The 26,428-nt window shown below is 61.3% G+C and carries 21 protein-coding genes and 2 tRNA genes; 6 read left to right on the plus strand and 17 right to left on the minus strand.

All coding sequences use genetic code 11. From position 1 onward, the window contains the following. The first annotated feature begins 249 nt into the window (after nt 1-249). A complete protein-coding gene (locus CFY91_RS04890; RefSeq protein ID WP_093985235.1) occupies nt 250-981 on the plus strand; it encodes a hypothetical protein in 732 nt (243 codons plus the stop codon). A 122-nt stretch (nt 982-1,103) separates the two neighbouring features. Here CFY91_RS04890 and CFY91_RS04895 read toward each other — a convergent pair. From CFY91_RS04895 to CFY91_RS04940, 10 genes are all read right to left on the minus strand, one after another. Next, nucleotides 1,104-1,180: transfer RNA gene (locus CFY91_RS04895), tRNA-Pro, on the minus strand. A gap of 67 nt (nt 1,181-1,247) precedes the next feature. After that, nucleotides 1,248-1,607, minus strand: coding sequence for a MerR family transcriptional regulator (locus tag CFY91_RS04900; protein ID WP_093985236.1), 360 nt, complete (start codon nt 1,605-1,607; stop codon nt 1,248-1,250). Continuing rightward, a complete protein-coding gene (gene ihfA / locus CFY91_RS04905) occupies nt 1,588-1,890 on the minus strand; it encodes an integration host factor subunit alpha (protein ID WP_003282572.1) in 303 nt (100 codons plus the stop codon). The genes CFY91_RS04900 and ihfA overlap by 20 nt, the downstream gene beginning before the upstream one ends. A 3-nt stretch (nt 1,891-1,893) precedes the next feature. Continuing rightward, nucleotides 1,894-4,272 carry a phenylalanine--tRNA ligase subunit beta gene (gene pheT, locus CFY91_RS04910; protein WP_093985237.1) on the minus strand — a complete coding sequence of 793 codons (2,379 nt, stop codon included), beginning with the start codon at nt 4,270-4,272 and terminating at the stop codon, nt 1,894-1,896. 42 nt (nt 4,273-4,314) lie between these two features. Beyond that, nucleotides 4,315-5,331, minus strand: a complete 1,017-nt coding sequence (gene pheS, locus CFY91_RS04915; RefSeq protein ID WP_093985238.1) for a phenylalanine--tRNA ligase subunit alpha — start codon at nt 5,329-5,331, stop codon at nt 4,315-4,317. Between the two features lie 96 nt (nt 5,332-5,427). Continuing rightward, complete coding sequence (gene rplT, locus CFY91_RS04920; protein WP_093985239.1) at nt 5,428-5,784, minus strand: 50S ribosomal protein L20; 357 nt, start codon at nt 5,782-5,784, stop codon at nt 5,428-5,430. A 28-nt stretch (nt 5,785-5,812) separates the two neighbouring features. Continuing rightward, nucleotides 5,813-6,007 carry a 50S ribosomal protein L35 gene (gene rpmI, locus CFY91_RS04925; protein ID WP_021701550.1) on the minus strand — a complete coding sequence of 65 codons (195 nt, stop codon included), beginning with the start codon at nt 6,005-6,007 and terminating at the stop codon, nt 5,813-5,815. 60 nt (nt 6,008-6,067) lie between these two features. Continuing rightward, the gene (gene infC, locus CFY91_RS04930) at nt 6,068-6,619 is read right to left on the minus strand and encodes a translation initiation factor IF-3 (protein WP_170307351.1); all 552 of its coding nucleotides are present in this window, start codon (nt 6,617-6,619) and stop codon (nt 6,068-6,070) included. Next, nucleotides 6,619-8,541, minus strand: a complete 1,923-nt coding sequence (gene thrS / locus CFY91_RS04935) for a threonine--tRNA ligase (RefSeq protein WP_093985241.1) — start codon at nt 8,539-8,541, stop codon at nt 6,619-6,621. The genes infC and thrS overlap by 1 nt, the downstream gene beginning before the upstream one ends. Nucleotides 8,542-8,751: 210 nt before the next feature. Then, nucleotides 8,752-9,771, minus strand: coding sequence for a zinc-dependent alcohol dehydrogenase family protein (locus tag CFY91_RS04940; RefSeq protein ID WP_093985242.1), 1,020 nt, complete (start codon nt 9,769-9,771; stop codon nt 8,752-8,754). 173 nt (nt 9,772-9,944) lie between these two features. On the opposite strand from CFY91_RS04940, the gene CFY91_RS04945 reads away from it, so the two are divergent. From CFY91_RS04945 to CFY91_RS04955, 3 genes are all read left to right on the plus strand, one after another. After that, entirely contained in the window at nt 9,945-10,862 is a 918-nt protein-coding gene (locus tag CFY91_RS04945; RefSeq protein ID WP_093985243.1) for a LysR family transcriptional regulator, read from the plus strand. A gap of 126 nt (nt 10,863-10,988) precedes the next feature. Next, on the plus strand, nt 10,989-12,230 hold the full coding sequence (gene mexE, locus CFY91_RS04950) for a multidrug efflux RND transporter periplasmic adaptor subunit MexE (protein ID WP_093985244.1): 1,242 nt from the start codon (nt 10,989-10,991) through the stop codon (nt 12,228-12,230). Nucleotides 12,231-12,243: 13 nt separating this feature from the next. Further along, entirely contained in the window at nt 12,244-15,426 is a 3,183-nt protein-coding gene (locus tag CFY91_RS04955; protein ID WP_093985245.1) for an efflux RND transporter permease subunit, read from the plus strand. A 193-nt stretch (nt 15,427-15,619) separates the two neighbouring features. Here the strand turns inward: CFY91_RS04955 and CFY91_RS04960 are convergent. After that, nucleotides 15,620-15,696: transfer RNA gene (locus CFY91_RS04960), tRNA-Val, on the minus strand. Nucleotides 15,697-15,891: 195 nt separating this feature from the next. Here CFY91_RS04960 and CFY91_RS04965 point away from each other — a divergent pair. Together CFY91_RS04965 and CFY91_RS04970 are read left to right on the plus strand one after the other, a co-directional pair. Beyond that, on the plus strand, nt 15,892-17,175 hold the full coding sequence (locus CFY91_RS04965; RefSeq protein WP_093985246.1) for an NAD(P)/FAD-dependent oxidoreductase: 1,284 nt from the start codon (nt 15,892-15,894) through the stop codon (nt 17,173-17,175). Between the two features lie 292 nt (nt 17,176-17,467). Then, nucleotides 17,468-17,902, plus strand: coding sequence for an OsmC family protein (locus CFY91_RS04970; RefSeq protein ID WP_093985247.1), 435 nt, complete (start codon nt 17,468-17,470; stop codon nt 17,900-17,902). Between the two features lie 15 nt (nt 17,903-17,917). Here the strand turns inward: CFY91_RS04970 and CFY91_RS04975 are convergent, their stop codons facing one another. From CFY91_RS04975 to CFY91_RS05000, 6 genes are all read right to left on the minus strand, one after another. Further along, a complete protein-coding gene (locus tag CFY91_RS04975; protein ID WP_093985248.1) occupies nt 17,918-18,376 on the minus strand; it encodes a DUF3859 domain-containing protein in 459 nt (152 codons plus the stop codon). Between the two features lie 64 nt (nt 18,377-18,440). Beyond that, on the minus strand, nt 18,441-19,448 hold the full coding sequence (locus tag CFY91_RS04980) for a response regulator (RefSeq protein WP_093985249.1): 1,008 nt from the start codon (nt 19,446-19,448) through the stop codon (nt 18,441-18,443). 4 nt (nt 19,449-19,452) lie between these two features. After that, nucleotides 19,453-23,133 (minus strand): PAS domain S-box protein, encoded by a 3,681-nt coding sequence (locus CFY91_RS04985; protein ID WP_093985250.1) that lies wholly within the window; start codon nt 23,131-23,133, stop codon nt 19,453-19,455. Nucleotides 23,134-23,281: 148 nt separating this feature from the next. Next, the gene (locus tag CFY91_RS04990) at nt 23,282-24,037 is read right to left on the minus strand and encodes an SDR family oxidoreductase (RefSeq protein WP_093985251.1); all 756 of its coding nucleotides are present in this window, start codon (nt 24,035-24,037) and stop codon (nt 23,282-23,284) included. Next, a complete protein-coding gene (locus CFY91_RS04995; RefSeq protein WP_093985252.1) occupies nt 24,034-24,957 on the minus strand; it encodes an alpha/beta hydrolase in 924 nt (307 codons plus the stop codon). Before CFY91_RS04995 ends, CFY91_RS04990 begins: the two co-directional genes overlap by 4 nt. Further along, on the minus strand, nt 24,941-26,413 hold the full coding sequence (locus CFY91_RS05000; protein WP_093985253.1) for a flavin-containing monooxygenase: 1,473 nt from the start codon (nt 26,411-26,413) through the stop codon (nt 24,941-24,943). The genes CFY91_RS04995 and CFY91_RS05000 overlap by 17 nt, the downstream gene beginning before the upstream one ends. Nucleotides 26,414-26,428: the final 15 nt, after the last annotated feature.

Here is a 26,428-nt window from a genome sequence, read left to right on the forward strand (position 1 = left end):
CAACTACCTTGAAAATCGCCGAATTCATACATCTATAAATGTCCTAGGGATGTTCTTGTGTGATTCATTCCATTGACTATTCCCTATCTATTGATTTACTTAAATTGTACTTTTTATGTTCTAGAAATAAGCTGATAAACGACTATGAATAGGACTGATTCGCTTTCTAAAGTGCTTCCCGGATGGGGTCTGACTGAACGGGAGGTAACGTGGCTATGGCTTGTTCTGGAAGGCAGGGAACGCATTCAGATGGATGAGTGCCAGCTCAACAGCCAAACCATGCGAGACCAAATTGCTGGAGCACTCAGAAGGAACCCTCGCGTCACGATGGACTTAGTACGAGCGCGGGATAGAGAGCTGCTACCGGAGGAGGCATTCAGCTGGGTCGAAAAAAGCGGACGACAACCAAAATGGCTAGCAGCTCAAGCAGGGAATAAAACAGGACTGCGAATACGCAGCAGTGTCTTCCGCACACTCACTGACAAGGAGCAACTGATTGCACTGTTCGATCTCTGGGACAGAGATTTCGGCCAGAAAGAGAGTGCATTGAGGCGCCTATCAGACGCCTGGACCGAGCACGCACGGTCAGACAGGATCTTCAGCTGGTTCAAAGACAAGGACGAACGCACAAAATGTGCTCTGGCATGGAGTTGGCTTGAGAAAAACAAGCCCAGGCTAACGTGGCGCGCCGAGCCCTTTACAAAGCTCACTGAGCTGCTGGAGTTCTTCGACCATAGCGGAGCCTCCGACGAGGAAAAGGAACTCTACGTCGACAAAATTAAGAGGCGCTGGAGCACGCAAAAAACGCGCGAGAAGGCTGTCGAGAAGAAGCAATACAACTTTGTGCTCCCCCTGAGCGTCAACGCAGTCCTGGACAAGCTTGCTGAAGAGCACGAGCTCTCCAGAACCAAGGTCTTGGAGATGCTTATCCTAGGCGAGGAACAGCACGAGCTGTATCTCCCGAAACAACCCTCCAGATGAGCCATCTGGAGCCTCGAAAGCCCAGTGGCACAAAAAGTGGCACAAAATTCGAGCGAGACAGAAAACCATCAGGCATAAAAAAATCCAGTCACCGCTAAGTGACTGGATTTTCTAGGGTTTTTTGGTCGGGACGGAGTGATTCGAACACTCGACCCCTTGCACCCCATGCAAGTGCGCTACCGGGCTGCGCTACGCCCCGACTGTGCTTCGTTCTTGCTGAAGCGAGGCGAACTATACATTAAGCTGCTGAAAAGTGGAAGATTTTTTCAGGCTTTACGAAGCACGTTAAGCAAGTCTTCCAGTTCTACTATCATCTGACGCAGCATCTGTTTGTACTGCGTGGTGTCATCCTTCGCCTCATCTCCCGACAGTCGCTGGCGAGCGCCGCCGATGGTAAAGCCTTGATCGTATAACAGCGCACGAATCTGGCGAATCATCAGCACGTCCTGGCGCTGATAGTAACGCCTGTTACCACGGCGCTTGACCGGATTGAGCTGAGGAAACTCCTGCTCCCAATAACGCAGAACGTGGGGTTTTACGGCACAAAGTTCGCTGACTTCACCAATCGTGAAGTAACGTTTGCCGGGTATGGGCGGCAGCTCGTCGTTATGACTTGGTTCCAGCATACGCCTCAACTCTGGCTTTCAATTTTTGCCCTGGACGAAAGGTGACCACACGGCGAGCCGTTATCGGGATTTCTTCACCGGTCTTGGGATTTCGACCTGGCCGCTGACGCTTGTCGCGCAGGTCAAAATTGCCGAAACCGGACAATTTGACCTGCTCGTTATGCTCCAGGGCCTGGCGGATTTCCTCAAAGAACAGTTCTACCAGTTCCTTGGCTTCCCGCTTATTCAGGCCAAGCTCTTCATAAAGACGTTCAGCCATTTCAGCTTTCGTCAGAGCCCCCATACGCTACTTCCTTAACGTGGCGTTGAACCTTTGTTCGAGCGAGGTGAGGATATTTTGCGTTGTAGTGTTCACCTCATCGTCGTTAAGAGTGCGCGATGGATGCTGCCAGGTCAAGCCAACGGCAAGGCTTTTTCTTTGTGGATCAATACCTTTACCGTGATAGACGTCAAACAGTCTGAGGTCGGTCAGACAATCGCCTGCGGCTTCACGGATTACCGTTAACACAGCATCGGCCGGGATATCCTTGTCTACCAGCAGCGCCAGATCACGCCGCACTTCCGGGAAACGCGACAATTCGCGGAAGGCCGGCATGCGACCTTCGATGACCTGGCTTAGCAGCAGCTCAAAAAGAAAGACCGGCTGTTCGATATCCAGACGACGTGCCAGCTCCGGGTGCAAGGCCCCCAGATAGCCCACCAACTGTCCTTCACGCTCAATACGCGCGGTCTGCCCAGGATGTAACGCAGGGTGCTCACCCGGTACGAAACGGAAAGCACCCGCCGCGCCCGCACTACCCAGCAATGCTTCGACGTCAGCCTTGGCATCGAAGAAATCAACCGTTTCCTTACCGTGCGCCCAGGCTTCCGGCAGGCGCGCTCCAGTAATCGCACCTGCCAGCATGGCCTCTTGCTTCAGCTCGCCGAGTTGACCGACAAAGCGCAGACCGCTCTCGAACAGGCGAACGCGGTTTTGCTGGCGATTGAGGTTGTGTTGCACCACCTTGATCAGCCCTGGCCACAGCGAAACACGCATGGCAGCCATGTCCGCCGAGATGGGGTTAGCCAGCTGCAGCGGCACCACGCCCGGATTGAAGAGTTCGAACAACTTCGGATCGATGAAGCTGTAGGTGATGGCTTCCTGATAGCCGCGCGCCACCAGCAAGCGGCGCAACACTGGCAGTTCGGCGCGAGCTTCAGCCTTGCTTTGCGGAGCCAGGCGGGCTTGCGGATAGCGCACGGGCAGGCGGTTGTAGCCATAAAGCCGACCAAGCTCTTCGATCAGATCTACTTCAAGGCTGATGTCAAAGCGGTGACTCGGCACGCTGACCAGCCACTGAGCGGCGTCCTGTGCGACCACCCCGAGGCCCAACGCAGTAAGCAGGCGCTCGACCTCGGTGCCGTCCATCTCCATGCCGAGCATCTGGCTGATGCGGTCGGCACGCAGGGTGATCGGCGCGACATTCGGCAGATCGGCAGCGCTGGCCACTTCGATGATCGGACCGGCCTCACCACCAACGATTTCCAGCAGCAGCGCAGTGGCACGTTCCATCGCCTGGCGCGCCAGCTGCGAGTCCACACCACGCTCAAAGCGGTGCGATGAATCGGTATGCAGACCGTAGGAACGAGCCTTACCGGCTACTGCGATGGTGTCGAAGAAAGCGCTTTCCAGGAACAGGTCACGGGTTTTGTCACTCACGCCACTGTGTTCACCACCCATCACGCCTGCAATGGCCAAGGCACGCTGATGATCGGCGATCACCAACGTATCGGCGCGCAAGCTGACTTCCTGGCCGTCCAGCAGAACCAGCTTCTCGCCCTCCTCCGCCATACGCACACGGATGCCGCCATTGATCTCGGCGAGGTCGAAGGCGTGCATCGGCTGGCCGAGCTCGAGCATCACGTAGTTGGTGATGTCAACGGCCGCATCGATGCTGCGGATATCGGATCGACGCAGGCGCTCAACCATCCACAACGGAGTAGGCCTGGACAGGTCGACGTTACGAATGATGCGCCCAAGGTAGCGTGGGCAGGCTTTAGGGGCCAGCACGTCGACGGAACGGACTTCATCATGGACGGGCGCAACGGGCGCAACGGGCACCGCTGTGACCTGCGCGCCGTAAATAGCACCGACTTCGCGGGCCAAGCCGGCCAGCGACAGGCAGTCGCCACGGTTTGGGGTCAGGCCAATCTCGATGCTGGCATCGTCCAGCCCCAGGTAGCTGCGGATATCCTGACCGACTGGGGCGTCCGCCGCCAGCTCCATCAGGCCGCTGTTGTCGTCGCTGATCTGCAACTCCGAGGCCGAGCAGAGCATGCCCTGCGATTCGACACCGCGCAGCTTGGCCTTCTTAATCTTGAAGTCACCCGGCAACTCGGCGCCGATCATCGCGAAGGGAATCTTGATACCGGCACGCGCATTGGGCGCACCGCACACCACCTGAAAGGTCTCGCCACCATTGCTGACCTGGCACACGCGCAGCTTGTCGGCGTCCGGGTGCTGTTCGGCACTGAGGATCTCGCCTACCACTACGCCGCTGAACTGGCCGGCAACCGAGATCACCGCGTCCACTTCCAGGCCGACCATGGACAGGCGGGCTACCAGTTCGTCACGCGACACCGAGGGATTTACCCAGCTGCGCAACCATTGTTCACTGAATTTCATCTTGTCTGTTCTCCTTCAACGATTCGGTAACAAGCAGGCGGCCTAGCGGAATTGCGCCAGGAATCGCAGGTCGTTATCGAAGAACAGGCGCAGGTCGTTCACGCCGTAACGCAGCATGGCCAGGCGCTCAACACCCATGCCGAAGGCAAAGCCGGAGTACTTCTCCGGATCAATGCCGCTCATGCGCAACACGTTCGGATGCACCATGCCGCAGCCCATGACTTCCAGCCAGCCGGTCTGTTTGCAGACCCGGCAGCCATGCCCAGAACACATCACGCACTGCATATCGACCTCGGCCGACGGCTCCGTGAAAGGGAAGAACGAGGGGCGGAAGCGCACGCCCAGCGGTTTCTCGAAGAACACCCGGAGAAACTCTTCGATGGTGCCCTTGAGATCGGCAAAGCTAATGTCCTGATCGATCAGCAGGCCTTCTACCTGATGGAACATCGGCGAATGAGTGATATCGGAGTCGCAGCGATAGACACGCCCCGGGCAGACAATGCGGATCGGCGGTTGCTGGCTTTCCATGGTACGTACCTGCACGGGCGAGGTATGGGTACGCAGCAGCATGTTGGCATTGAAATAAAAGGTATCGTGCATCGCCCGCGCCGGATGATGGCCGGGAATATTGAGTGCTTCGAAGTTATGGTAGTCGTCCTCGACTTCCGGCCCCTCTGCGACGCTGTAACCAATGCGCGTGAAAAACTGCTCGACACGCTCCAGCGTGCGCGTAACAGGGTGCAGACCACCCGACATCTGGCCGCGGCCCGGCAGGGTCACGTCGATCTTCTCGGCAGCCAGCTTGGCAGTCAGCGCAGCCTGCTCAAGGGAATCCTTGCGACTGTTAAGAGCATCCTGCACCTGGCTTTTTGCCGCATTGATCAGTGCACCAGCCTGCGGGCGCTCTTCAGCCGACAGTTTGCCAAGCGTCTGCATCAGGACTGTCAGCTCGCCTTTCTTGCCCAGGTATTGAACCCGGAGCTGTTCCAGGGCATTCACATCTTCGCTGTGTTGCACGGCCTCAAGCGCTTGCGCGACCAGTGCATCGAGGTTTTCCATCGAGGGGACTCCAGATACGAAATAGGGGAAGAGCCCAAGGCTCTTCCCCTATTGATGACGTTGTGCACCGGGCAAGCCCGGTGATTGTCGTAGGGATCAAGCCAGAGCGGCTTTGGCCTTTTCGACAATCGCAGCAAACGCCGCTTTTTCGTTCACTGCCAGATCAGCCAGAACCTTACGATCGATCTCCACGGTCGCCTTCTTCAGGCCGGCAATCAGGCGGCTGTAGGACAGACCGTTCTGACGAGCACCGGCGTTGATACGAGCGATCCACAGAGCACGGAACTGACGCTTGCGCTGACGACGGTCACGGTAGGCATATTGGCCGGCCTTGATCACCGCCTGCTTGGCAACGCGGAACACGCGGGAGCGCGCGCCGTAGTAGCCCTTGGCGAGTTTCAGAATTTTCTTGTGACGAGCACGGGCAATAACGCCACGCTTAACACGAGCCATGAGTAACTTCCTCTAAAATCTTGACCGATTAACGAACGCGCAGCATGCGCTCGACTTTTGCCTTGTCCGACGGATGCATCAGCTCGCTACCGCGCAGTTGACGCTTACGCTTGGTGGACATCTTGGTCAGGATGTGGCTCTTGAAGGCGTGCTTGTGCTTGTAGCCCGCAGCAGTCTTCAGGAAGCGCTTTGCAGCGCCACTCTTGGTTTTCATCTTTGGCATGTTTAGTACTCCGCATTCATTAACAACTGATAACCATCAGGCCTGCCAGTGCCCGGGAGGTTATTTACGCTTCTTGGGAGCGATGACCATCATCAGCTGGCGTCCTTCCAGCTTAGGATGCTGTTCAACGGTACCGAGTTCAGCGAGGTCAGCTTCGACCCGCTTCAACAGTTCCATGCCCAGTTCCTGGTGAGCCATCTCACGGCCGCGGAATCGCAGAGATACCTTGGCCTTGTCCCCATCTTCAAGGAAACGTACCAGGTTGCGTAGTTTTACCTGGTAATCCCCTTCTTCCGTCCCTGGACGAAACTTGATTTCTTTAATCTGTTGCTGGTGCTGGTTCTTCTTGGCAATGGCAGCTTGCTTCTTCTTCTCGAAGAGATGCTTGCCATAGTCCATGATCCGGCATACCGGCGGCACGGCGTCGGCAGAAATTTCAACCAGGTCAAGCTTGGCTTCGTCGGCAGCGCGCAGCGCTTCGTCGATGGATACGACGCCAATCTGTTGACCATCGGCACCAATCAGTCGAACTTCACGCGCCGTGATATTTTCATTGATCGGCGCCTTGGGTGCAGCTCTTCTGTCCTGTCTCATTTCACGCTTAATAATGATTACTCCGAATCTTGGCGACCACGCCGGGAAACCGCTTGCTGCAATTGCGCCACGAAGGTTTCCAACGGCAGGCTGCCGAGGTCTACGCCTTCACGAGTACGCACAGCAACGGATCGTGTCTCAACTTCCCGATCTCCAATAACCAGAAGATAGGGAACCTTGAGCAAAGTGTGCTCGCGGATTTTAAAGCCGATTTTTTCGTTTCTCAAGTCAGCTTTGGCACGGAACCCGCTTCCGTTGAGAGTTTTCTCGACTTCCAGAGCAAATTCCGCCTGTTTGTCGGTGATATTCATGACCACCGCCTGGGTGGGCGCCAGCCAGGCAGGGAATGCACCGGCGTAATGCTCGATGAGCATACCGATGAAACGCTCAAAGGAACCGAGGATGGCGCGGTGCAGCATCACCGGACGCTGGCGACTGTTATCTTCAGCGACAAAACTGGCATCCAGACGCTCAGGCAGGTTCGGATCGTACTGCAGGGTGCCGCACTGCCAGTTGCGCCCCAGGCAGTCACGCAGGGTGAACTCGATCTTCGGACCGTAGAAAGCACCCTCGCCCGGCTGGTATTCCCAGGCCAGGCCGGACTCGTTGAGCGCCTCGGCCAGCGCACCTTCGGCACGATCCCACAACTCGTCGGAACCCACGCGCTTGGCCGGTCGGGTAGACAGCTTCATAGCGATGTCGGTAAAGCCGAAATCACCATAGACCTTGAGGGTCAGCTTGATGAAATCCGCCGCTTCCTTCTTCACCTGCTCTTCGGTGCAGAAGATGTGCGCATCGTCCTGGGTGAAGCCACGCACGCGCATGATGCCGTGCAGCGCGCCGGACGGTTCGTTACGGTGGCAGGCACCAAACTCAGCCATGCGCAGCGGCAGGTCGCGGTAGGACTTCAGGCCCTGATTGAAGATCTGCACGTGGCACGGGCAGTTCATCGGCTTGACCGCGTAGTCGCGGTTCTCCGATGAGGTGGTGAACATGTTCTCGGCGTAATTCGACCAGTGGCCGGACTTCTCCCAGAGGATGCGGTCGACGACCTGGGGCGTGCGCACCTCGACGTAGCCGTTCTCGCGCTGCACCTGGCGCATGTACTGCTCAAGATTCTGGTACAGGGTCCAGCCAGTCGGGTGCCAGAAGACCATGCCCGGCGCTTCTTCCTGGGTATGGAACAGGTCGAGCTGCTTGCCGATGCGCCGATGGTCGCGTTTCTCGGCTTCCTCGATACGCTGGATATACGCCGCCAGCTGTTTCTTGTCGGCCCAGGCGGTGCCATAAATGCGCTGCAACTGCTCGTTCTTCGAGTCGCCACGCCAGTAGGCACCAGAGATACGGGTCAGCTTGAAGGCCTTGAGGAAGCGGGTATTCGGCACGTGCGGACCGCGGCACATGTCGACGTATTCTTCATGGAAGTACAGGCCCATCTGCGTCTCGTCGGGCATGTCCTCGATCAGGCGCAGCTTGTAGTCCTCGCCACGCGCCTTGAACAGCTCGATCACCTCGGCCCGCGGGGTCATCTTCTTGATGACGTCGTAGTCCTTGTCGATCAGCTCGACCATGCGTTTCTCGATGGCAGCCAGATCGTCGGGGGTGAAGGGCGTGTCGGTGGCGATATCGTAGTAGAAGCCTTCCTCGATCACCGGGCCGATGACCATCCGCGCACTGGGGTACAGCTGCTTGACCGCATGGCCGACCAAGTGCGCACAGGAGTGACGAATGATCTCCACGCCCTCCTCGTCCTTAGCTGTCAGTATCTGCAGCGTGGCGTCTTCGCTGATCAGGTCGCAGGCATCGACCTGGCGGCCATTGACCTTGCCGGCGATAGTCGCCTTGGCCAGGCCGGCACCGATGGACTGGGCAACTTCGAGAACGCTGACCGGCTTGTCGAATGTACGCTGACTGCCGTCGGGAAGAGTAATGATGGGCATGGCGCCTCCTCTCCTAGTGGTGACCCCTACCAAAGGTCACATGGGTTGGGATGAGCCAGGAAGCGATTCAGCCGCACACCTGTCCAACCATGACAGGAGCCCTAGGGCCAGGCAGTACCAAACCAGAGTCACTGGAAAATATAGAAAGCCGCAGACAGCCATTCAGCCGCCGCGCGATAAAGCCGGCGATCCTAGCACAGCCCCTCATTTTCATGCCAGGCGCATCACCACCCGTCCGCCGGCTGGACAGGTCTCCATGAAGCGGCAGGCCTCAATGAAATCCTCGAAATCGAATACCCGCGCAACGCTGGGCCTCAGCAAACCCTGCTCGGTCAGCTGATTGATACAAGCCAGGGCTCGCCGCACCGCCGCCTCATCCCTCGGCAAGCCCAGCTCGGGCTGACCGGTAAAGTCCAGCACGCAGTGGCGAAAGAATTTCAGGTGTTTCTTGAAGGCCGCACAAGCCGGGAAACTGGCGTCGTTACCGCCGTAAACACCGTACAGAATCAGCTTGCCGCGAATGGCCGCGACATCACCCAGCAATTTCATCTGCGGGCCAGCACACTGGTCAAGGACCACCTCGACACCTTCCCCAGCGGTATAGCGCTCGACCTCCATCACCAGATCCTGCTGTTCGGTGTCGATGACCTTGGCCGCCCCCAGGCTGTGCAAGTAGCCAGCAAAACACCCCTCACGCGTCGCGGCGATCACCTCTGCACCGAGTGCTACGGCCATTTGCACCGCCTGAGGAGCCAGACAATGCGCCGCCTCAGTAATCAGCACGCGCTGTCCAGGCTGCAGCCCAGCCAGTTCGACCAAGGCAAAGTACGCGAGCATGTAGGAGGCATAGTGCACAGACGCCTCCTCAGGGCTGAGTAGCGCAGGGTAGCGAGTCAGTGCACTGGCCGGACGCAGCACCCAATCGCCCCAGGCGGGATACTGGTTTGGACTAAACGTGGGAAAACTGGCCACCGCCATGCCCGGAGACAGCTCACTGACCCCTTCACCAACGGCCTCGACCACACCCGCCATCTCTACGCCCATGCCGCAAGGTAGCTTTGCCACCTGATCCGGCACCAGGTTCTGTCGCCAGAGCATGTCATACCAGCCCACCCCGAGCGCCTGATTGCGCACCAGCACTTCCCCCGGCCCAGGCTGCGGCGTATTCATGTGTTCAAGGCGCAACACGCTGGCATCACCGAACTGGTGGAAGCGGATCATGCGGGACATTGCCAACCTCGTCATGTTGTGCGGAGTTTTCAACTCTATCTGCCCGGCCCACTGACCACCAGCAGCCCGCATTGATAATCACCATGTCTGTCGATGATTAGGACCTCCAGGCAGGCTTGACGACGTCCATGCCAGGCCGCACCTTTCGTTCTCTACCTAGGGGAAAACCCGTCATGAACCGCAACGACCTGCGTCGCGTCGACCTGAACATGCTGATCGTCTTCGAGACCCTCATGCATGAGCGCAGTGTCACTCGCGCTGCCGAAAAGCTGTTTCTGGGGCAACCAGCCATCAGCGCCGCACTAGGACGGCTGCGCAACCTGTTCAACGACCCTCTGTTCGTGCGCAGCGGGCGCAGCATGGAACCCACGGCACGGGCGAGGGAAATCTTCGCGCTGTTGACGCCCGCCCTCGATTCGATCTCCAGCGCCGTAAGCCGGGCAACAGACTTCAACCCTGCTACTAGCCAGGCAGTATTTCGACTGGGCTTGTCCGACGATGTTGAGTTCGCCCTACTACCGCCCTTGCTACGCCGACTACGCGCGGAAGCACCCGGCGTTACCCTGGTGGTACGTCGCGCCAACTATCTGTTGATGCCGGGTTTGCTCGCTTCCGGTGAGATCAGCGTAGGCGTCAGCTACACCGAGGAATTACCCGCCAATGCCAAACGCAAAGTACTACGTCGCAGCGTGCCCCGTCTGCTGAGAGCCGACAGCATACCTGGCAACCTGTCGCTGGATGACTACTGCAACCGCCCCCATGCCCTGGTCTCCTTCGCTGGCGATCTCAGTGGTTTTATCGATGAAGAACTACATAAGCTGGGGCGCAAACGTCGCGTAGTTCTCGCCGTACCCCAGTTCAGCGGCCTGGGAGCGTTGCTGGCCGGCACCGACCTGCTGGCCAGCATTCCCGACTACACGGCCAGCGTTCTACAGGCCGGCGGCGGCCTGCGCGTGGAAAACCTGCCACTGCCTGCCCCCAGCTTCGAGCTGCATATGGTCTGGCCCGGCGTACAAGACACCGACCCGGCGGAGCGCTGGCTACGCTCGCGCATCCAGATGTTCTGTGCCGATCCCGACAGTCTTGGCTGAACGCCTGCCTGCGATCAGTCGACAACATCATTCAGACTGATAAACACCTTCGCTACATTCGATTCGTCGTCCTACAGCTCTCCACGCAGACTCCGCCCCCCAGCCCCTTGCCCTGCGGAGTCCTTCATGCAACCTGTCCTCCATCCTGTTCATCACTGGCTAGCTGTGTTACTCGGCAGTTTGTTATTGAGCGGATGTGGCGAGGCGCCACCGACTCCTTCAGCAGCTAGCGCAGCCCAGGTCAGCGTGGCCGAGGTGATCGAACAGCCGATCAATGAATGGGACGAGTTCACCGGACGCCTGGAGGCGCCCGAGTCGGTCGAGGTGCGCCCACGCGTCTCCGGCTACATCGACAAGGTGGCCTTCGACGAAGGCAGCCTGGTGAAGAAAGGCGACCTGCTGTTCCAGATTGACCCGCGCCCGTTTCAAGCCGAGGTCAAGCGCTTGCAGGCCCAGCTGCAACAGGCCCGCGCCAGCCAGACACGTGCCGCCAACGAAGCGCGCCGCGGCGAGCGCCTGCGCCAGAGCAACGCCATCTCCGCTGAACTGGCCGACGCCCGCGCCAGCGCCGCCACCGAGGCCCAGGCCGTAGTCGCCGCGATCCAGGCCGAACTGGACAACGCGCGGCTCAACCTCAGCTTCACCCGCATCACCTCGCCGATCGACGGCCGCGTCAGCCGCGCCGAGATCACCGAAGGCAACCTGGTCGGTGCCGGCCAGTCGCTGCTGACCAGCGTGGTTTCCACCGACAAGGTCTACGCCTACTTCGACGCCGACGAGCGCGTATTTCTCAAGTACATCGAGCTGGCGCGCCAGGCCGGCAGCGATGCCCGTGGCGCCAGCCCGGTGTACCTCGGCCTGTCCAGCGAAGCTGGCCACCCGCACGAAGGCCAGCTGGACTTCCTCGACAACCAGGTCAATCCGCGCACCGGCACCATCCGTGGCCGCGCCGTGTTCGACAACCGCGACGGCCGCTTCACCCCCGGTCTCTATGCGCGCCTCAAGCTGGTCGGCAGCGCCACCTACCCGGCCGCACTGATCAAGGACGATGCGGTCGGTACCGATCTGGGCAAGAAGTTCGTCCTGGTCCTCGACAAGGACAACGCCGTGCAGTACCGCGCCATCGAGCTCGGTCCGAAGCTGGAAGGCCTGCGCATCGTGCGCCAGGGCCTGGCCAAGGGCGAGAAGATCGTGGTCAACGGCCTGCAGCGCGCCATGCCTGGCGCCACCGTCGATCCGCAATCCGTGCCGATGGCCGACGAAGCCACCCTCGCCCAGCTGGCGCGCCTGCGCCAGGCCGTGGATGGCCGCGCCGCTCCGCGCGTGGCCGAGAAAACCGCCAAGCCTGCCACTGCGCCGCGCGGCTAACAGGTAGAAGACGATGAATTTCTCGCAATTCTTTATCCAGCGGCCGATCTTTGCCGCCGTGCTGTCCCTGCTGGTGCTGATCGCCGGAGCGATCTCGCTGTTCCAGCTGCCGATCAGCGAATACCCGGAAGTGGTGCCGCCCACCGTAGTGGTGCGCGCCAACTTCCCCGGCGCCAACCCCAAGGTGATCGGCGAGACCGTCGCCTCGCCGCTGGAGCAGGCCATCACCGGCGTGGAAGGCATGCTCTACATGTCGTCGCAGTCCACCGCCGACGGCAAGCTGACCCTGACCATCACCTTCGCCCTCGGCACCGACCTGGACAATGCCCAGGTACAGGTGCAGAACCGCGTGACCCGTACCATGCCGACCCTGCCCACCGAGGTGCAGCGCCTGGGCGTAACCGTGGACAAGGCCTCCCCCGACCTGACCATGGTGGTGCACCTGACCTCGCCGGATCAGCGCTACGACATGCTCTACCTGTCCAACTACGCCGCGCTCAACGTCAAGGACGAGCTGGCGCGTCTGGACGGCGTGGGCGACGTGCAGCTGTTCGGCATGGGCAACTACTCACTGCGCGTGTGGCTCGACCCGAACAAGGTGGCCTCACGCAACCTCACCGCCACCGATGTAGTCAACGCCATTCGCGAGCAGAACCGCCAGGTCGCCGCCGGTGCCCTCGGCGCGCCGCCCTCGGATGCCGGCAACAGCTTCCAGCTGTCGATCAACACCCAGGGCCGTCTGGTCAGCGAGGAAGAGTTCGAGAACATCATCATCCGCGCCGGCGACGACGGCGAGATCACCCGCCTCAAGGACATCGCCCGCATCGAGCTGGGCTCCAGCCAGTACGCCCTGCGCTCGCTACTGAACAACCAGCCGGCCGTGGCCATCCCGGTGTTCCAGCGCCCCGGCTCGAATGCCATCGAGATCTCCGACTCGGTGCGTGCACGCATGGCCGAGTTGAAGCAAAGCTTCCCGCAGGGCGTGGACTACGAGATCGTCTACGACCCGACCATCTTCGTGCGCGGTTCCATCGAGGCGGTGGTGCATACCCTGCTCGAAGCCATCGTGCTGGTGGTGCTGGTGGTGGTGCTGTTCCTGCAGACCTGGCGCGCCTCGATCATCCCGCTGGCCGCCGTGCCGGTGTCGCTGATTGGCACCTTCGCGGTGATGCACCTGTTCGGCTTCTCGCTCAACGCCCTGTCGCTGTTCGGCCTGGTGCTGGCCATCGGCATCGTGGTGGACGACGCCATCGTGGTGGTGGAGAACGTCGAGAGGAACATCGGCCTCGGCAAGTCGCCGGTGGAAGCTACCCGCCAGGCCATGAAGGAAGTGACCGGCCCGATCGTCGCAACGGCCCTGGTGCTGTGCGCCGTGTTCGTGCCGACCGCCTTTATCTCCGGCCTCACCGGACAGTTCTACCAGCAGTTCGCCCTGACCATCGCCATCTCCACGGTGATCTCGGCGTTCAACTCGCTGACCTTGTCGCCGGCCCTGGCCGCCGTGCTGCTGAAGGATCACCACGCGCCCAAGGACCGCTTCTCCCGCGTGCTGGACAAGCTGTTCGGTGGCTGGCTGTTCAACCCGTTCAACCGCTTCTTCGACCGCGCCAGCCATGGCTACGTCAGCACCGTGAAGCGCGTGCTGCGCGGAAGCGGAATCGCCCTGCTGGTCTACGGCGGCCTGCTGGTGCTCGGCTACCTGGGGTTCTCCAGCACGCCGACCGGTTTCGTGCCGCAGCAGGACAAGCAGTACCTGGTCGCCTTCGCCCAGCTGCCGGACGCCGCCACCCTCGACCGCACCGAGGCGGTGATCAAGCGCATGTCGGAAATCGCCGGCAAGCACCCGGGCGTGGAGAACACCGTGGCCTTCCCGGGCCTGTCGATCAATGGCTTCACCAACAGCCCGAACAGCGGCATCGTGTTCACCCCGCTCAAGCCGTTTGATGAGCGCAAGGACCCGAGCATGTCCGCCGGGGCGATCGCCGCCGAGCTGAATGCCCAGTTCGCGGGTATCCAGGACGCCTACATCGCCATCTTCCCGCCGCCGCCCGTGCAGGGCCTGGGCACCATCGGTGGCTTCCGCCTGCAGGTGGAGGATCGCGGCAGCCTGGGTTATGAGGAGTTGTACAAGCAGACCCAGAACATCCTGGCCAAGGCCCGTGCATTGCCGGAACTGGACCCGATGTCGGTGTTCACCAGCTACCAGGTCAATGTGCCGCAGATCGATGCCAACATCGACCGCGAGAAGGCCAAGACCCACGGCGTGGCCATCAGCGACATCTTCGACACCCTGCAGGTGTACCTGGGCTCGCTGTACGCCAACGACTTCAACCGTTTCGGTCGCACTTATCAGGTCAACGTCCAGGCCGACCAGCAGTTCCGCCTGGAGCCGGAGCAGATCGGCCAGCTCAAGGTGCGCAACAACCGTGGCGAGATGATCCCGCTGTCCACCTTCGTCAAGGTCGATAGCGCCTCGGGCCCGGACCGGGTGATGCACTACAACGGCTTCCTCACCGCCGAGATCAACGGTGCGGCGGCGCCCGGCTACAGCTCCGGCCAGGCCGAGGCGGCCATCGCCAAGCTGCTCGACGAGGAACTGCCCAACGGCATGACCTACGAGTGGACCGAGCTGACCTACCAGCAGATCCTCGCCGGCAACACCGCGATCTTCATCTTCCCGCTCTGCGTGCTGCTGGCCTTCCTGGTGCTGGCCGCCCAGTACGAGAGCTGGAGCCTGCCGCTGGCGGTGATCCTGATCGTGCCGACCGTGCTGTTCTCCGCCATCACCGGGGTGATCCTGGCCGGCGGCGACAACAACGTGTTCACCCAGATCGGCCTGATCGTGCTGGTGGGCCTGGCGTGCAAGAACGCCATCCTCATCGTCGAGTTCGCCAAGGAGAAGCAGGAAGAAGGCCTGGACCGCGTCAGCGCCGTGCTGGAAGCCTGCCGCCTGCGTCTGCGTCCGATCCTGATGACCTCCATCGCCTTCATCATGGGCGTGGTGCCGCTGGTGCTGTCGTCCGGCGCGGGTGCCGAAATGCGCCATGCCATGGGCGTGGCGGTGTTCAGCGGGATGATCGGTGTGACCTTCTTCGGCCTACTGCTGACCCCGGTGTTCTACGTGCTGATTCGCGCCTTTGTGGAGAAACGCGAGGCGCGCAGAGCCGAGCAGATTGCTCACCAAGGACGGACATGAAGCCTTGATGGACGCCGCAGCCACTGCCATGCAACACGCCACCCTGCGCGCCCGTCACACGCGGCGCGCAGCTGCACATACACTCAGCAAAGCGTAACGCCCACAGCAGATGAGGTTTTTCCAGGCCATGCAAAGCAAAAAGGGCGACCCTTACGGATCGCCCTTCTAAGCCCCGCGCTAGACGGGTTTTGTTTGGTAGGCACAATTGGACTCGAACCAACGACCCCCACCATGTCAAGGTGGTGCTCTAACCAACTGAGCTATGTGCCTGTGTTGGCGCGCATTCTACCTGCATCAACCTGCCTGTCAACAAGCAATTACGCTAACCTGCTGAAAAAAGGCATTTTTTACATCCCAAAAGAAAGTGCGGCGAACTGTAAAGTATTTCATACAGGGGCTAGCCGGCCGCTCACGGCTCGGTTAGCATCAGCCCATCTGTAAAGAATAATAAACAGAGGTTGCAATATGACGCACATCGCCTATCCCCCTTCTTTTTACGCTGCTTCGGCCAACGTAAGTCCGCAACGTCCCGCCCTGCACGGTGAGGTAGAAACCGATGTGTGCGTAATCGGCGCCGGCTATACCGGACTGTCCACTGCCCTGTTCCTCCTTGAGCATGGCTTCAAGGTCTGCATTCTGGAAGCGGCCAAGGTCGGTTTTGGCGCATCTGGCCGCAACGGTGGGCAGATCGTCAACAGCTACAGCCGCGATATCGATGTGATCGAGCGTAGCGTCGACCCCAAGAAGGCCCAACTGATGGGCGAGATGGCCTTCGAAGGCGGGCGCATCATTCGTGATCGTGTGCAGCGCTATCAGATCGCTTGCGACCTCAAGGATGGTGGGGTGTTCGCCGCTTTCAATGCCAAGCAAATGAAGCACCTGGAAGCCCAAAAGCGTCTGTGGCAGCGTTTCGGGCATCAACAACTGGAAATCCTCGATCAGCAGCAGATTCGCCAGGTCGTCGCCTGCGACAACTATGTAGGCGGCATGCTCGACATGAGCGGCGGACACATTCACCCGCTTAACCTGGCCCTGGGCGAAGCCGCCGCGGTAGAGGCCCTCGGCGGGGCGATCTATGAACAAAGCCCGGCGACCAGGATCGAACGCGGCAACCAGCCTCGCGTGCATACGGCACAGGGCAGCATCAAGGCACGTTTTGTCGTGGTGGCCGGCAACGCCTACCTGGGCAACCTGCTGCCGGAGCTGGCCGCCAAGTCGATGCCGTGTGGCAGCCAGGTGATCGCCACCGAGCCACTCAGCGCCGAGCAGGCCGCCAGCCTGCTGCCGCAGGACTACTGTGTGGAAGATTGCAACTACCTGCTCGACTACTTCCGCCTGTCGGCCGACAAACGCCTGATCTATGGTGGCGGAGTGGTCTATGGGGCGCGTGATCCGGCGAATATCGAAGCCATCATCCGGCCGAAGATGCTCAAGACCTTTCCGCAACTGCAGAATGTGAAGATCGACTATGCCTGGACGGGTAACTTCCTGCTGACCCTCTCGCGCCTGCCACAGGTCGGACGCCTCGCTGACAACATCTACTACTCGCAAGGCTGCAGCGGACACGGAGTGACCTATACCCATGTTGCCGGCAAGGTGCTCGCCGAAGCACTGCGCGGCCAGGCTGAACGCTTCGATGCCTTTGCCAGCCTGCCGCACTACCCCTTCCCGGGCGGTCGCTTGCTGCGAGTGCCATTGACCGCGCTCGGCGCTACCTACTACAGCCTGCGCGACAAACTCGGCTTCTGAGTCATTTCGACAGAGGCAAACCTTTCAGTCGGCCATTGTGCAGCACAGCCAGGCGGGTCAATACGCCTGGCTGCCCTCCTCGACAACTGCAAGCCGCCTAGCAATTCTCCTTTATGCGCTGCCTGTCTGTCTCCAGGCGCAGAACCGTTCGCCACGCCCCGATAACCACTATATAGCCACCGCCCAAATACCCCACAGGGTATTGATCCAAATCATGGTGGTTTCTCCAAGGCGCACTACGCTGGCCAGGTAATTCATCCCGATTCATCTACACAGGCAGAAGGAAACGTTCATGGCGATGAAAACCATCCGTGCCACTGGCCAGCTCAATGCCGGCATGGCCATCCACGTACAGTGTGGTCAGCAAACGCTCACCATGGATCAACCGAAGAATGCTGGCGGACAGGACCTTGGTCCGACGCCACTGGAAGCCATTCTTGCTGCCGTGGCAGGCTGCTTCGGCACGATTGGCCGATTCATCGCGCATCAGCAAAAGATCAATCTGCGCGGCATGCGCTTCGAGCTGGAGGCCGACTACGATCCGGATGGCCTGCTAGGGCGTAACAGTGAAGTACGCCCGGGCTTCCAGGAGCTGCGTGTCATCGTGGATATCGATGCCGACCTGGACCAGGCCGGCAAGGCTGACCTGCTGGCGCTCATCGAGCAGCGCTGCCCAGTGGCCGACAACCTGGCGCATGGTACTCGCCTGGTCAGCCGGCTAGCCTGAAAAGCAGCAGCACTCTCAACGGACCTGAAAACGCTGTTCGAGCAGCTTGCGATCGCCCTGGAACACCATGAAGTGCCACTCGCCGGGTACCACCTCATGCGGCTCGCTGAACTCGAAGGCCATCAGGTCCGGCTGCCCTGCAGCACTCAGTGCCTGGGTCACCACAAACTTGTCGTGCCGCTGGCCATCCGGCGTCACCACACCTGGCGTCAGATACAGCAAGGTCAGCGGCTGCTCGCCAGCCTGCTTGCCGCTCAACTGGTAGCGCAGGCCGAACTTGCTGCCCAGTCGGGCGGGAATCTCCTGGCCGGGAATGATGCGTTGATTCTGCCGCGTCAGCACCCGTTGTCCCGGCTCAAAGTGTTGATGGCGAGTTTCGAACAGACCGTACTCGACCGCACCAACCACCTGTACCTCGGCCTGCAGCAAGCCCGCCTGGGCGCACAGCGCCATGCCCATCAATATGCGTTTCATGACATCCCTCCGTTTGTTGCGCAGAGGGTAATGACGTAACGATGACAGCATCATGACAGCCGCTTCAGCGACTTGCCGTGCCTTGCTCTTCCGCCCAGCGCGCCTTGATCTGCAGGATCTGCGGCAACTCGGCGATGAACAGCTCGACCAGGTGCGCATCGAAATGCCGACCACTTTCCGCACGCAGCAACTCGATGGCTGCTTCTACCGTCCAGGCTTTCTTGTAGGGACGCTCGCTGGTCAAGGCATCGAACACATCGGCAATTGCCACGATACGCCCCTCGATAGGAATCGCCTCGCCCTGCAGGCCATGGGGATAGCCACTGCCATCCCACTTTTCGTGATGACTCAGGGCAATGTCGTGGGCCATGCGTAGCAATCCAGTCGCATGCTCGCCGATGATCCGCGCCCCGATCTCGGCATGCTGCTGCATGACCTGCCACTCCGCTGCATCGAGCTTGCCGGGCTTGCGCAGGATCGCATCGGGAATGCCGATCTTGCCCACATCATGCATCGGCGCGGCATGCAGCAACTGTTCAGCCTGCACCTCGCTGAAGCCGGCCGCGCGGGCCAGTATCTGGGCATAGTGGCTCATACGAATGACGTGCAACCCCGTTTCGTTGTCCTTGTACTCGGCAGCCAGGCCCAGACGCTGGACGATCTGCAGACGGGACTGTAACAGTTCTTCAACGCGCACCAGTGACAGGTGGGTACGTACCCGCGCCTTGACGATCGGCGGGCTGACCGGCTTGGTTATGTAGTCCACCGCCCCCAGGGCAAAGCCGCGCGCCTCATCGGCGACATCCGCCAGGGCCGTCACGAAGATCACTGGGATCATCGCCGTTCGGGGATCGGCCTTGAGCTGCGCACAGACCTCGAAGCCGGTCATCCCCGGCATCATCACATCCAGCAGGATCAGCTCCGGCTGCTCGCGATGCGCCAGTTCCAGAGCCTTGGCACCTTCTTTGGCAAACAGCAGGCGGTAATCATCCTGCAGGATATGCCGCAACACCTGCAGGTTGCTGGCTTCGTCATCGACCAGCAACAGCTGGCGGCGGCTATCGTCGGACATGTCTCTACTCCGTGGCCGCAAGCTGGAGCTCAGCCTGCAGGGTGGCGAGCAGGGCCAGGGCCCGCTCGAAATCAAATTCATCAAGCGCCGCACGCAGTGCCTCAGCCGGCGCGCCCAACACCATCAGGCGCTGCAGTGCTGGCTCGTCCAGGGCACCACGCTGCAACGCCTGCTGCAGCCTGTGCAGATCGTTCAGTAGCGCCGCATGATCCAGTGCACCCTGTGCCGATACCGTCGGCGCGCAGGCCTGCGGCTGCTGTGGCTGTTGTGGCAAGTTGTTGGCCAGCAGCGCCAGCAAGCGCGGCAGTTCATCGAGCAATTGCTGGCATCGCGTCGCCTGCGCAGTATTCGCCGCCTGCTCAAGCTCAGTCAGCAACGCGTGCAGAGCCGGCAAGCCAAGGTTGCCGGCCAGGCCACGCAGGCGGTGCGCTTCACTGGCGAGGGACGGCCACTGTGCCGCTATGCAGTAGGTACGCCATTGCGCCGGAATTTCCGTCTGTTCAGCCAGGAAGCGAGCCACTGCAGCGGCCATGGCCAACGGACTGCCCCACAGCGCGGCCCCACGACGCCAGTCGAACAACCCCTGCATGGCCGGATCATCAGCCTGTGGCAGGTACTCACTGGACTGCCCCAGCAAACGCGCCATTTCCGTCAGCAAGGCCGGCATATCCAGCGGTTTGCTGGCAAAACCCTGCATACCGGCATCCAGCGCAGCCTGGCGATCACGATCCAGCACACTGGCGGTCAAGGCGATGATCGGTACAGGCCGGCGGCCCTCGGCCTGTTCACGGGCGCGAATCTGCCGGGTGGCCTGCAAGCCGTCCATACCGGGCATCTGGACATCCATGAGAATCAGGTCGACCGGTTCTGCGGCACAGGCAGCTACCGCAGCCGCCCCTTCGCTGACACCTCGTACCTGGTGCCCGAGACGCTGCAGATTGAGCTGTAACAGCTCCAGATTCTGCGGCACATCATCCGCAGCCAGGATGCGCAGGCTAGGCAACTGCGGCAGGCGCTGCGGCAAGGCCCGGGCCAGCTGCTGCGAGCCGACCGGTAAGGGCAGCTCGACAGTAAAGCAACTGCCCTCACCCAACTGACTGATTACCGTAAGCCGCCCGCCCATCAACTCCACCAGCTGCCGCGAAATGGTGGTACCCAACCCGGTACCGCCAAAGCGCCGGCTCATCGAGGCGTCTGCCTGGGCAAAGGGGTCGAAAATACGCTCCAGGCGATCCGCGGCAATGCCGATACCAGAGTCTTCGACCTGCAGACGCAACGCGCCTGCCACCCCGGCAACACGCAGGCAAACCTGCCCCCGCTCGGTGAACTTGACTGCATTGCCCAACAGGTTAGTGAGCACCTGACGCAAACGCAGGGCGTCACCTTTGAAATAGTCGCCCAACTCCCCCGGGTAGTTCAGCTGCAACTGCAAGCCCTTGGCTTCCGCCGCCAGGCGCTGACTATCGCAGACCTGCTCGCACAACTCGCGCAGGGAGAAATCCAGATTTTCCAGCTCAACTGCCCCACGATCCAGCTTGGCGGTATCGAGGATATCGTTGAGCAGGCCCAGCAAGGCGCGCGAGGAGTGCTGCACAGTTTGCAGATGACGGCGCTGCTGTGCGTCCAGCGGACCGTCGAGCAACAGCTCGGTAAAGCCGATGATGGCATTCATCGGCGTGCGAATCTCATGGCTCATATTGGCCAGGAAGCTGCTGCGCGCCGCGGCCGCCTGTTCGGCCCGGTCACGGGCATTGCGCAACTCCTGCTCCATCAGCCGTCGCGGGGTCATGTCAGTAGCCAGCTTGAGTACCTTGCAGGGCTTGCCGTCGGCGTCCAGGATTGGATTGTAGGTCGCCTGCAGCCATACCTCTCGGCCGTCACGGGCGTAGCGGCAGAACTCGCCCGAGCGAAACTCGCCCTGGCGCAGGGCCTCCCAGAACGCCGCATACTCCGCGCTGGCACGCTGCTCGGCAGAACAGAGCACGCCATGCGGCAGACCGCACAAGGCTTCACGCTCATAGCCAAACAAATCGACAAAGTTGTCATTGACCGTGAGAATCCGCCCCCGCATGTCGAACTCAACCAACAGCACCGCCTTGCTGATGGCCGTTATCTTGCTGGCATACTCGGCATTGCGCAGCTTGGTTTCCGTCTGGTCGAACAATACACCATCGATCCAGCGCGGCTTTCCGGCTTCATCGCATACCGCGCAACCACTTTCCCAGATCCAGTGTTCACCGCCCTCGCGGTCGAACAGGCGGTACTCCACGACGTACTGACGCCCTTCGCTAATGGCTGCCGCCACCTGCTCGGCGACCGGCTGCAAGTCAGCCGGGTGATAGAGATCGGCAATCGAACGTCGCCGCTCAATGAAGTCACTGGCCGGCCAACCCGTCAGGCTTTCTACCGCGTCGCTGATAAACAGCATGCTCCAGTTTTCATCCAGCAGGCAGCGGAACGACACACCCGGGATGTTGCTGATCAGCGAGCGATATTGCCGCTCGCTGTCACGCAGGGCTTGCTCCATGGCCTTGCGTTCACTGATATCGCTGATGAAGCCGACATACATGACCTGCCCGGGAATCTCTGCGCGGCCAATGGCCAGGCGAATCGGCAAGAGCCGGCCATCCTTGTGCAAGCCTTCGACCTCGCGCCCCACACCGATGATCTTGGCCTGTCCGCCCTGGCGGAAGCGGCGCAAATAGTCATCATGCTGGCCACGGTGTGGTTCAGGCATCAACAGGCGGATGTTCTCGCCGAGCAACTCATCCTCACGCCAGCCAAAGAGCTTTTCCACCGAGGGGTTTACGCCCTGGATCACGCCGTACTGGTCAATGATGATGATGCTGTCGACCGCGGTATTGAGCACCGCGGCCATGCGCGTCTGGCCGGCAAGGCGCTGACGGTACAGATCGCGATAACGCAGCAGGCCGTTGACCGCGCCAACCAGCACGCTGAGGCTAAGGGTGGCCATGGCAATCATGCTGGCCAGGTAAAAGCTGCCTTCCATGGGCTGTGGTACGGCAAACTCGACCTTACCCAACACACGGGCGGCGGCCATTCCGGTGTAGTGCATGCCGCTGATGGCCAGGCCCATCACCGTGCCGCCGGCCGCAATGGCCGCCAGGCTGGTCATACGCCCACGCAGGCCATAGCGCACCCACAAAGCGATGATTGCCAGCAACACCGCCACCACAATGGACAGGGCAAACAGCCAGGGGTCATAGCGCAGCAATGGCTGCATCTGGATGGCCGCCATGCCGCTGTAGTGCATGAGGCCGATACCTGCGCCCACCAATACGCCGCCACTGACCAATTGCCAGCGACTGATCTGGCGGCGTGCCAGCAAGCCCAGGGCCACCCAGGAGGCCGCCAGGCTGGGCAGCATGGACAAGCCAGTCAGCAAGGGGTCGTAGCTGACCTTGACCGGCAATGATATAGCCAGCATACCGATGAAGTGCATCGCCCAGACGCCACCGCCCAGAGCCAGTGCGCCAGTAGCGATGGCCAGTTGCCGTGAAGCCGGCGAGCGGCTCAGGCGCGCCATGCCGGCAATCTGCAGTGCCATGCACGAGGTCAGCACGGCCACCAGCATGGACACCAGCACCAAAGCATGGCTGTGCTGCATCGACAGCAGCTCGGCAGTCTGCTGGGGATCGACAAAGAAGCGGGAAAACACGGACATGCAGCGACTCGACAGGGATCAGTAAGCGACCAAGTCCCTCACTAAATACACCCGCCGTGATAGCGTCAAGCCATACCTGCGCAGCGGCCAGCGCGACCGCCCGGCGGCATGCCCGGGCATTGTCTGACATGCCTGCCACGGCAGGCGGTCATTCACGCGACAGCCAGGCCATCAGCATACGATTGGCCTGCGGTGGCGACAGCTGCCCGGCCCAGTACATCAGCGTGAACAGCCAATGAATGACCCGGTGCACACGGGGCGCATGCACCTGCCGCCAGGCCGCCCGGGCGATGTCCTCGGCACGCAGCGCCACGCCCAGGCGACGCAGGGTGGGCGGTGTGAACCTCTGGCTGTCGACCATCGGCGTGGCCACGAATGGCGGCATCAGGTCACCGACGCGGATGCCATGGCGCCGCCATTCCAGCTCCAGCGCCTCGGTGAATCCGCGCACGGCAAACTTCGAAGCCGAGTAACTGACCATGTGCGGCGTGCCATACAGCCCGGACGCCGAGCCCATGTTGATGACCTGGCCTTGCGCGGCCTTCAGGTAAGGAAAGGCAGCATGGGTGACTTGCAGCAAGCCCAGCACATTGACCTGGAGAATCTGCGCATGCTCCTGCGTGGAGATGGCCTCGAAGTAACCAAAACGCAGCAGTCCCGCACAGTTGAACAGCACATGCAACGCACCAGCCTCGCCACAGAAGCCCTGCAATGCCTGAGCTACCGCCTGTTCGTCGGTGACATCCAGCGCCCGCTGCCAGGCGCCGTGCAGTTGCCCGGCCAGAGCGGCCAGCGACTCGGCATCGCGGCCCAGCAGACCCACCCGCCAGCCCCGCGCATGAAACAACCGAGCGCTGGCCGCACCGATTCCCGACGCAGCCCCGGTGATCAGAATATGTTTCATTGGCAACCCTGTTCCTTGAGGAAGGCAGCGACACGCTGCATGGCCAGCCTGGCGACCTGCAGCAATCCGCAGTTGATCTGAAAGACATGCCACTGCCCGGGATAAACCTCCAGACGCAGGGCCAGCTCAGCGTGCTCCTGTAAGGCCAGACTCTGGGTCAACAGGTGCTCGTCGCTACCGACCTGCACCAGCAGAGGTGGCAGGTCGTGCAGGCTGGCATAGCGTGGAGAAAGCCACGCTGCACACAGGTCGGGCTGCCCCGCACAGTAACTGCGTACGCCCTGCTCCAGCCACGCACGCCCGAGCAGCGGGTCTCCCGCCGGCGGCTCATGCCAGGTTGCACCACTGAGGTCGCTGACCGGCGAGAAACACACCAGCGCGGCCGGCAGCGGCAGGCCCGCCTCACGCAGGCGCAGCGCCAGACTCAGGGTCAGCTGGCCACCCGCCGAATCACCGGCGATCACCAGCTGGTCAGCCGGCCGCCCCTGCGCCAGCAGGGCGCGATAGGCACTCAACGCATCATCGACCGCGGCCGGCCAGGGGTGCTCCGGTGCCAGACGGTAATCCACCGCACAGACCCGCGCCCCGCTGAGGCTGGCCAAGTGGCTGGTGATCGCCCGGTGAGTGCGCGGCGAGCCGAGTACGAAGGCACCGCCGTGCAGGTAAAGCACTACCCAGCCATTGTCGCGCGCCCCCTGCAGCCACTCACAGGGCACCTCGCCAAGCCTGCCCGGGCGAATAGCCACGCCGCGCGCACGGGGCGGCAACAGGGTGGCCAGGCGCAATAGCGCACGCTGCATCAGCAACGGCACAGCGGGCCGCATGAGGCCACGGAACAGCACACGGGTCACGCCACGCAACAGCCCGCTGAGCAGGCGCTGAGCCCGACTGGCCGGCGGCAGCTCAACGCACCAGTTCATAGTCAGCCCACTGCGGCCGGCGCGTCTGCCGGCGATAACTGAAGGTAAAGCCGGACCAGTTGTTGGTGTGCTTGCCGGCGGCATTCTTGTACCAGCTGCTACAACCCTGCTCCCATACCGATTGGCTGATTGCCTGCTGCACCTGACGGTTCCAGGCGTCCTGCGCCGGCTTGCGTACATCCAGATAACGGACGCCCTGATCGAGCTTGTCCAGGCAGGCCAGCACATAGGGAAACTGGCTTTCCAGCATGTAGATGATCGAGTTGTGCCCCAGGTTGGTGTTCGGCCCGTAGAGGATGAACAGGTTGGGAAAGCCGTTGACGCTGATCCCCTTGTACGCCTCGGCACCCTCCCGCCAGGCCTGGTTCAGCTCCAGCCCGCCCAGGCCGCGAATGCGCATGGGCGCCAGGAAATCACTGGCGGCAAACCCGGTGCCATAGATCAGCACATCGACCTCGCGCAGCTGGCCGTCGGCCGTGATGATGCCCTGCTCGGTCACCTCACGGATCGCCGTGTCGACCACTTCCACCTGCGGTTGGCGCAGCGCCGGGTAGTAGTCATTGCTGATCAGAATGCGTTTGCAGCCCAGCGGATAATCCGGGGTGAGCCGCGCCCGCAAGGCCGGCTCCGGCACCTGCCGGGCCAGTTGGCGCAGCACGCGCTGGCGCTGCAGCTTCATCAGCGCCGGCCAGAGGAAGAAGGCCACCCCACGCACCTCGTGGAACAGGTATTGCCAGGCCCGGTCCAGCTTCTGCGTCCAGGGCCAGCGACGCATCAGCGCCAGCTCGAAACGGCTGTAGGCACGGTCCGGCTTGCTCATCACATAGGCCGGGGTGCGCTGGAACAGGTGCAGGCGCGCCACCTGGGGGACGATCTGTGGCACGAACTGGATGGCACTGGCTCCGGTGCCGATCACCGCTACCCGCTTGCCACTCAGCGCCACATCGTGTCGCCAGCGGGCTGAGTGAAACTGCTCACCGGCAAAACGCTCCAGCCCCGGCAACTGCGGATACAGCGGGCGATTCAGCTGACCACAGGCACTGACCAGCGCCCGTGCCGTGAACTGCGCGCCATCACGGGTGGTGACCCGCCACAGCGCAGCGGCTTCATCGAAGCTCGCCTCGGCCACTTCGCTGCGGCAGCGGATGCGCTCTGCCAGCTGGTAGCGCTCGATGCACTGGCGCACATAGGCAAAGATTTCCGCCTGCGCTGCAAAACGCCGGCTCCAGTCGAGCTTGGGCTCGAAGGAAAAGGAATACAGGTGCGAGGGCACATCACAGGCCGCACCCGGGTAATGGTTATCCCGCCAGGTACCGCCAGGCTCATCAGCCTGTTCGAGGATCAGGAAGTCGTCATGGCCCTGGCGGCGCAACTGCATCGCCAGACCAAGACCCGCAAAACCGGCGCCGATAATCAGCACGCGCCAGGGGGTCTGCTCAGGAGTCTTGTTGTTCATTGTTTTCTCCATGCA

The organism is Pseudomonas fluvialis, from assembly GCF_002234375.1.
Classification (GTDB): Bacteria; Pseudomonadota; Gammaproteobacteria; order Pseudomonadales; family Pseudomonadaceae; genus Aquipseudomonas; species Aquipseudomonas fluvialis.

Coding starts and splice junctions, on each gene's coding strand:
- CFY91_RS04890 (WP_093985235.1), top strand. CDS start 250: ATGGATGAGTGCCAGCTCAACAGCCAAACCATGCGAGACCAAATTGCT.
- CFY91_RS04900 (WP_093985236.1), bottom strand. CDS start 1,607: ATGCTGGAACCAAGTCATAACGACGAGCTGCCGCCCATACCCGGCAAA.
- ihfA (WP_003282572.1), bottom strand. CDS start 1,890: ATGGGGGCTCTGACGAAAGCTGAAATGGCTGAACGTCTTTATGAAGAG.
- pheT (WP_093985237.1), bottom strand. CDS start 4,272: ATGAAATTCAGTGAACAATGGTTGCGCAGCTGGGTAAATCCCTCGGTG.
- pheS (WP_093985238.1), bottom strand. CDS start 5,331: ATGGAAAACCTCGATGCACTGGTCGCGCAAGCGCTTGAGGCCGTGCAA.
- rplT (WP_093985239.1), bottom strand. CDS start 5,784: ATGGCTCGTGTTAAGCGTGGCGTTATTGCCCGTGCTCGTCACAAGAAA.
- rpmI (WP_021701550.1), bottom strand. CDS start 6,007: ATGCCAAAGATGAAAACCAAGAGTGGCGCTGCAAAGCGCTTCCTGAAG.
- thrS (WP_093985241.1), bottom strand. CDS start 8,541: ATGCCCATCATTACTCTTCCCGACGGCAGTCAGCGTACATTCGACAAG.
- CFY91_RS04940 (WP_093985242.1), bottom strand. CDS start 9,771: ATGTCCCGCATGATCCGCTTCCACCAGTTCGGTGATGCCAGCGTGTTG.
- CFY91_RS04945 (WP_093985243.1), top strand. CDS start 9,945: ATGAACCGCAACGACCTGCGTCGCGTCGACCTGAACATGCTGATCGTC.
- mexE (WP_093985244.1), top strand. CDS start 10,989: ATGCAACCTGTCCTCCATCCTGTTCATCACTGGCTAGCTGTGTTACTC.
- CFY91_RS04955 (WP_093985245.1), top strand. CDS start 12,244: ATGAATTTCTCGCAATTCTTTATCCAGCGGCCGATCTTTGCCGCCGTG.
- CFY91_RS04965 (WP_093985246.1), top strand. CDS start 15,892: ATGACGCACATCGCCTATCCCCCTTCTTTTTACGCTGCTTCGGCCAAC.
- CFY91_RS04970 (WP_093985247.1), top strand. CDS start 17,468: ATGGCGATGAAAACCATCCGTGCCACTGGCCAGCTCAATGCCGGCATG.
- CFY91_RS04975 (WP_093985248.1), bottom strand. CDS start 18,376: ATGAAACGCATATTGATGGGCATGGCGCTGTGCGCCCAGGCGGGCTTG.
- CFY91_RS04980 (WP_093985249.1), bottom strand. CDS start 19,448: ATGTCCGACGATAGCCGCCGCCAGCTGTTGCTGGTCGATGACGAAGCC.
- CFY91_RS04985 (WP_093985250.1), bottom strand. CDS start 23,133: ATGTCCGTGTTTTCCCGCTTCTTTGTCGATCCCCAGCAGACTGCCGAG.
- CFY91_RS04990 (WP_093985251.1), bottom strand. CDS start 24,037: ATGAAACATATTCTGATCACCGGGGCTGCGTCGGGAATCGGTGCGGCC.
- CFY91_RS04995 (WP_093985252.1), bottom strand. CDS start 24,957: ATGAACTGGTGCGTTGAGCTGCCGCCGGCCAGTCGGGCTCAGCGCCTG.
- CFY91_RS05000 (WP_093985253.1), bottom strand. CDS start 26,413: ATGAACAACAAGACTCCTGAGCAGACCCCCTGGCGCGTGCTGATTATC.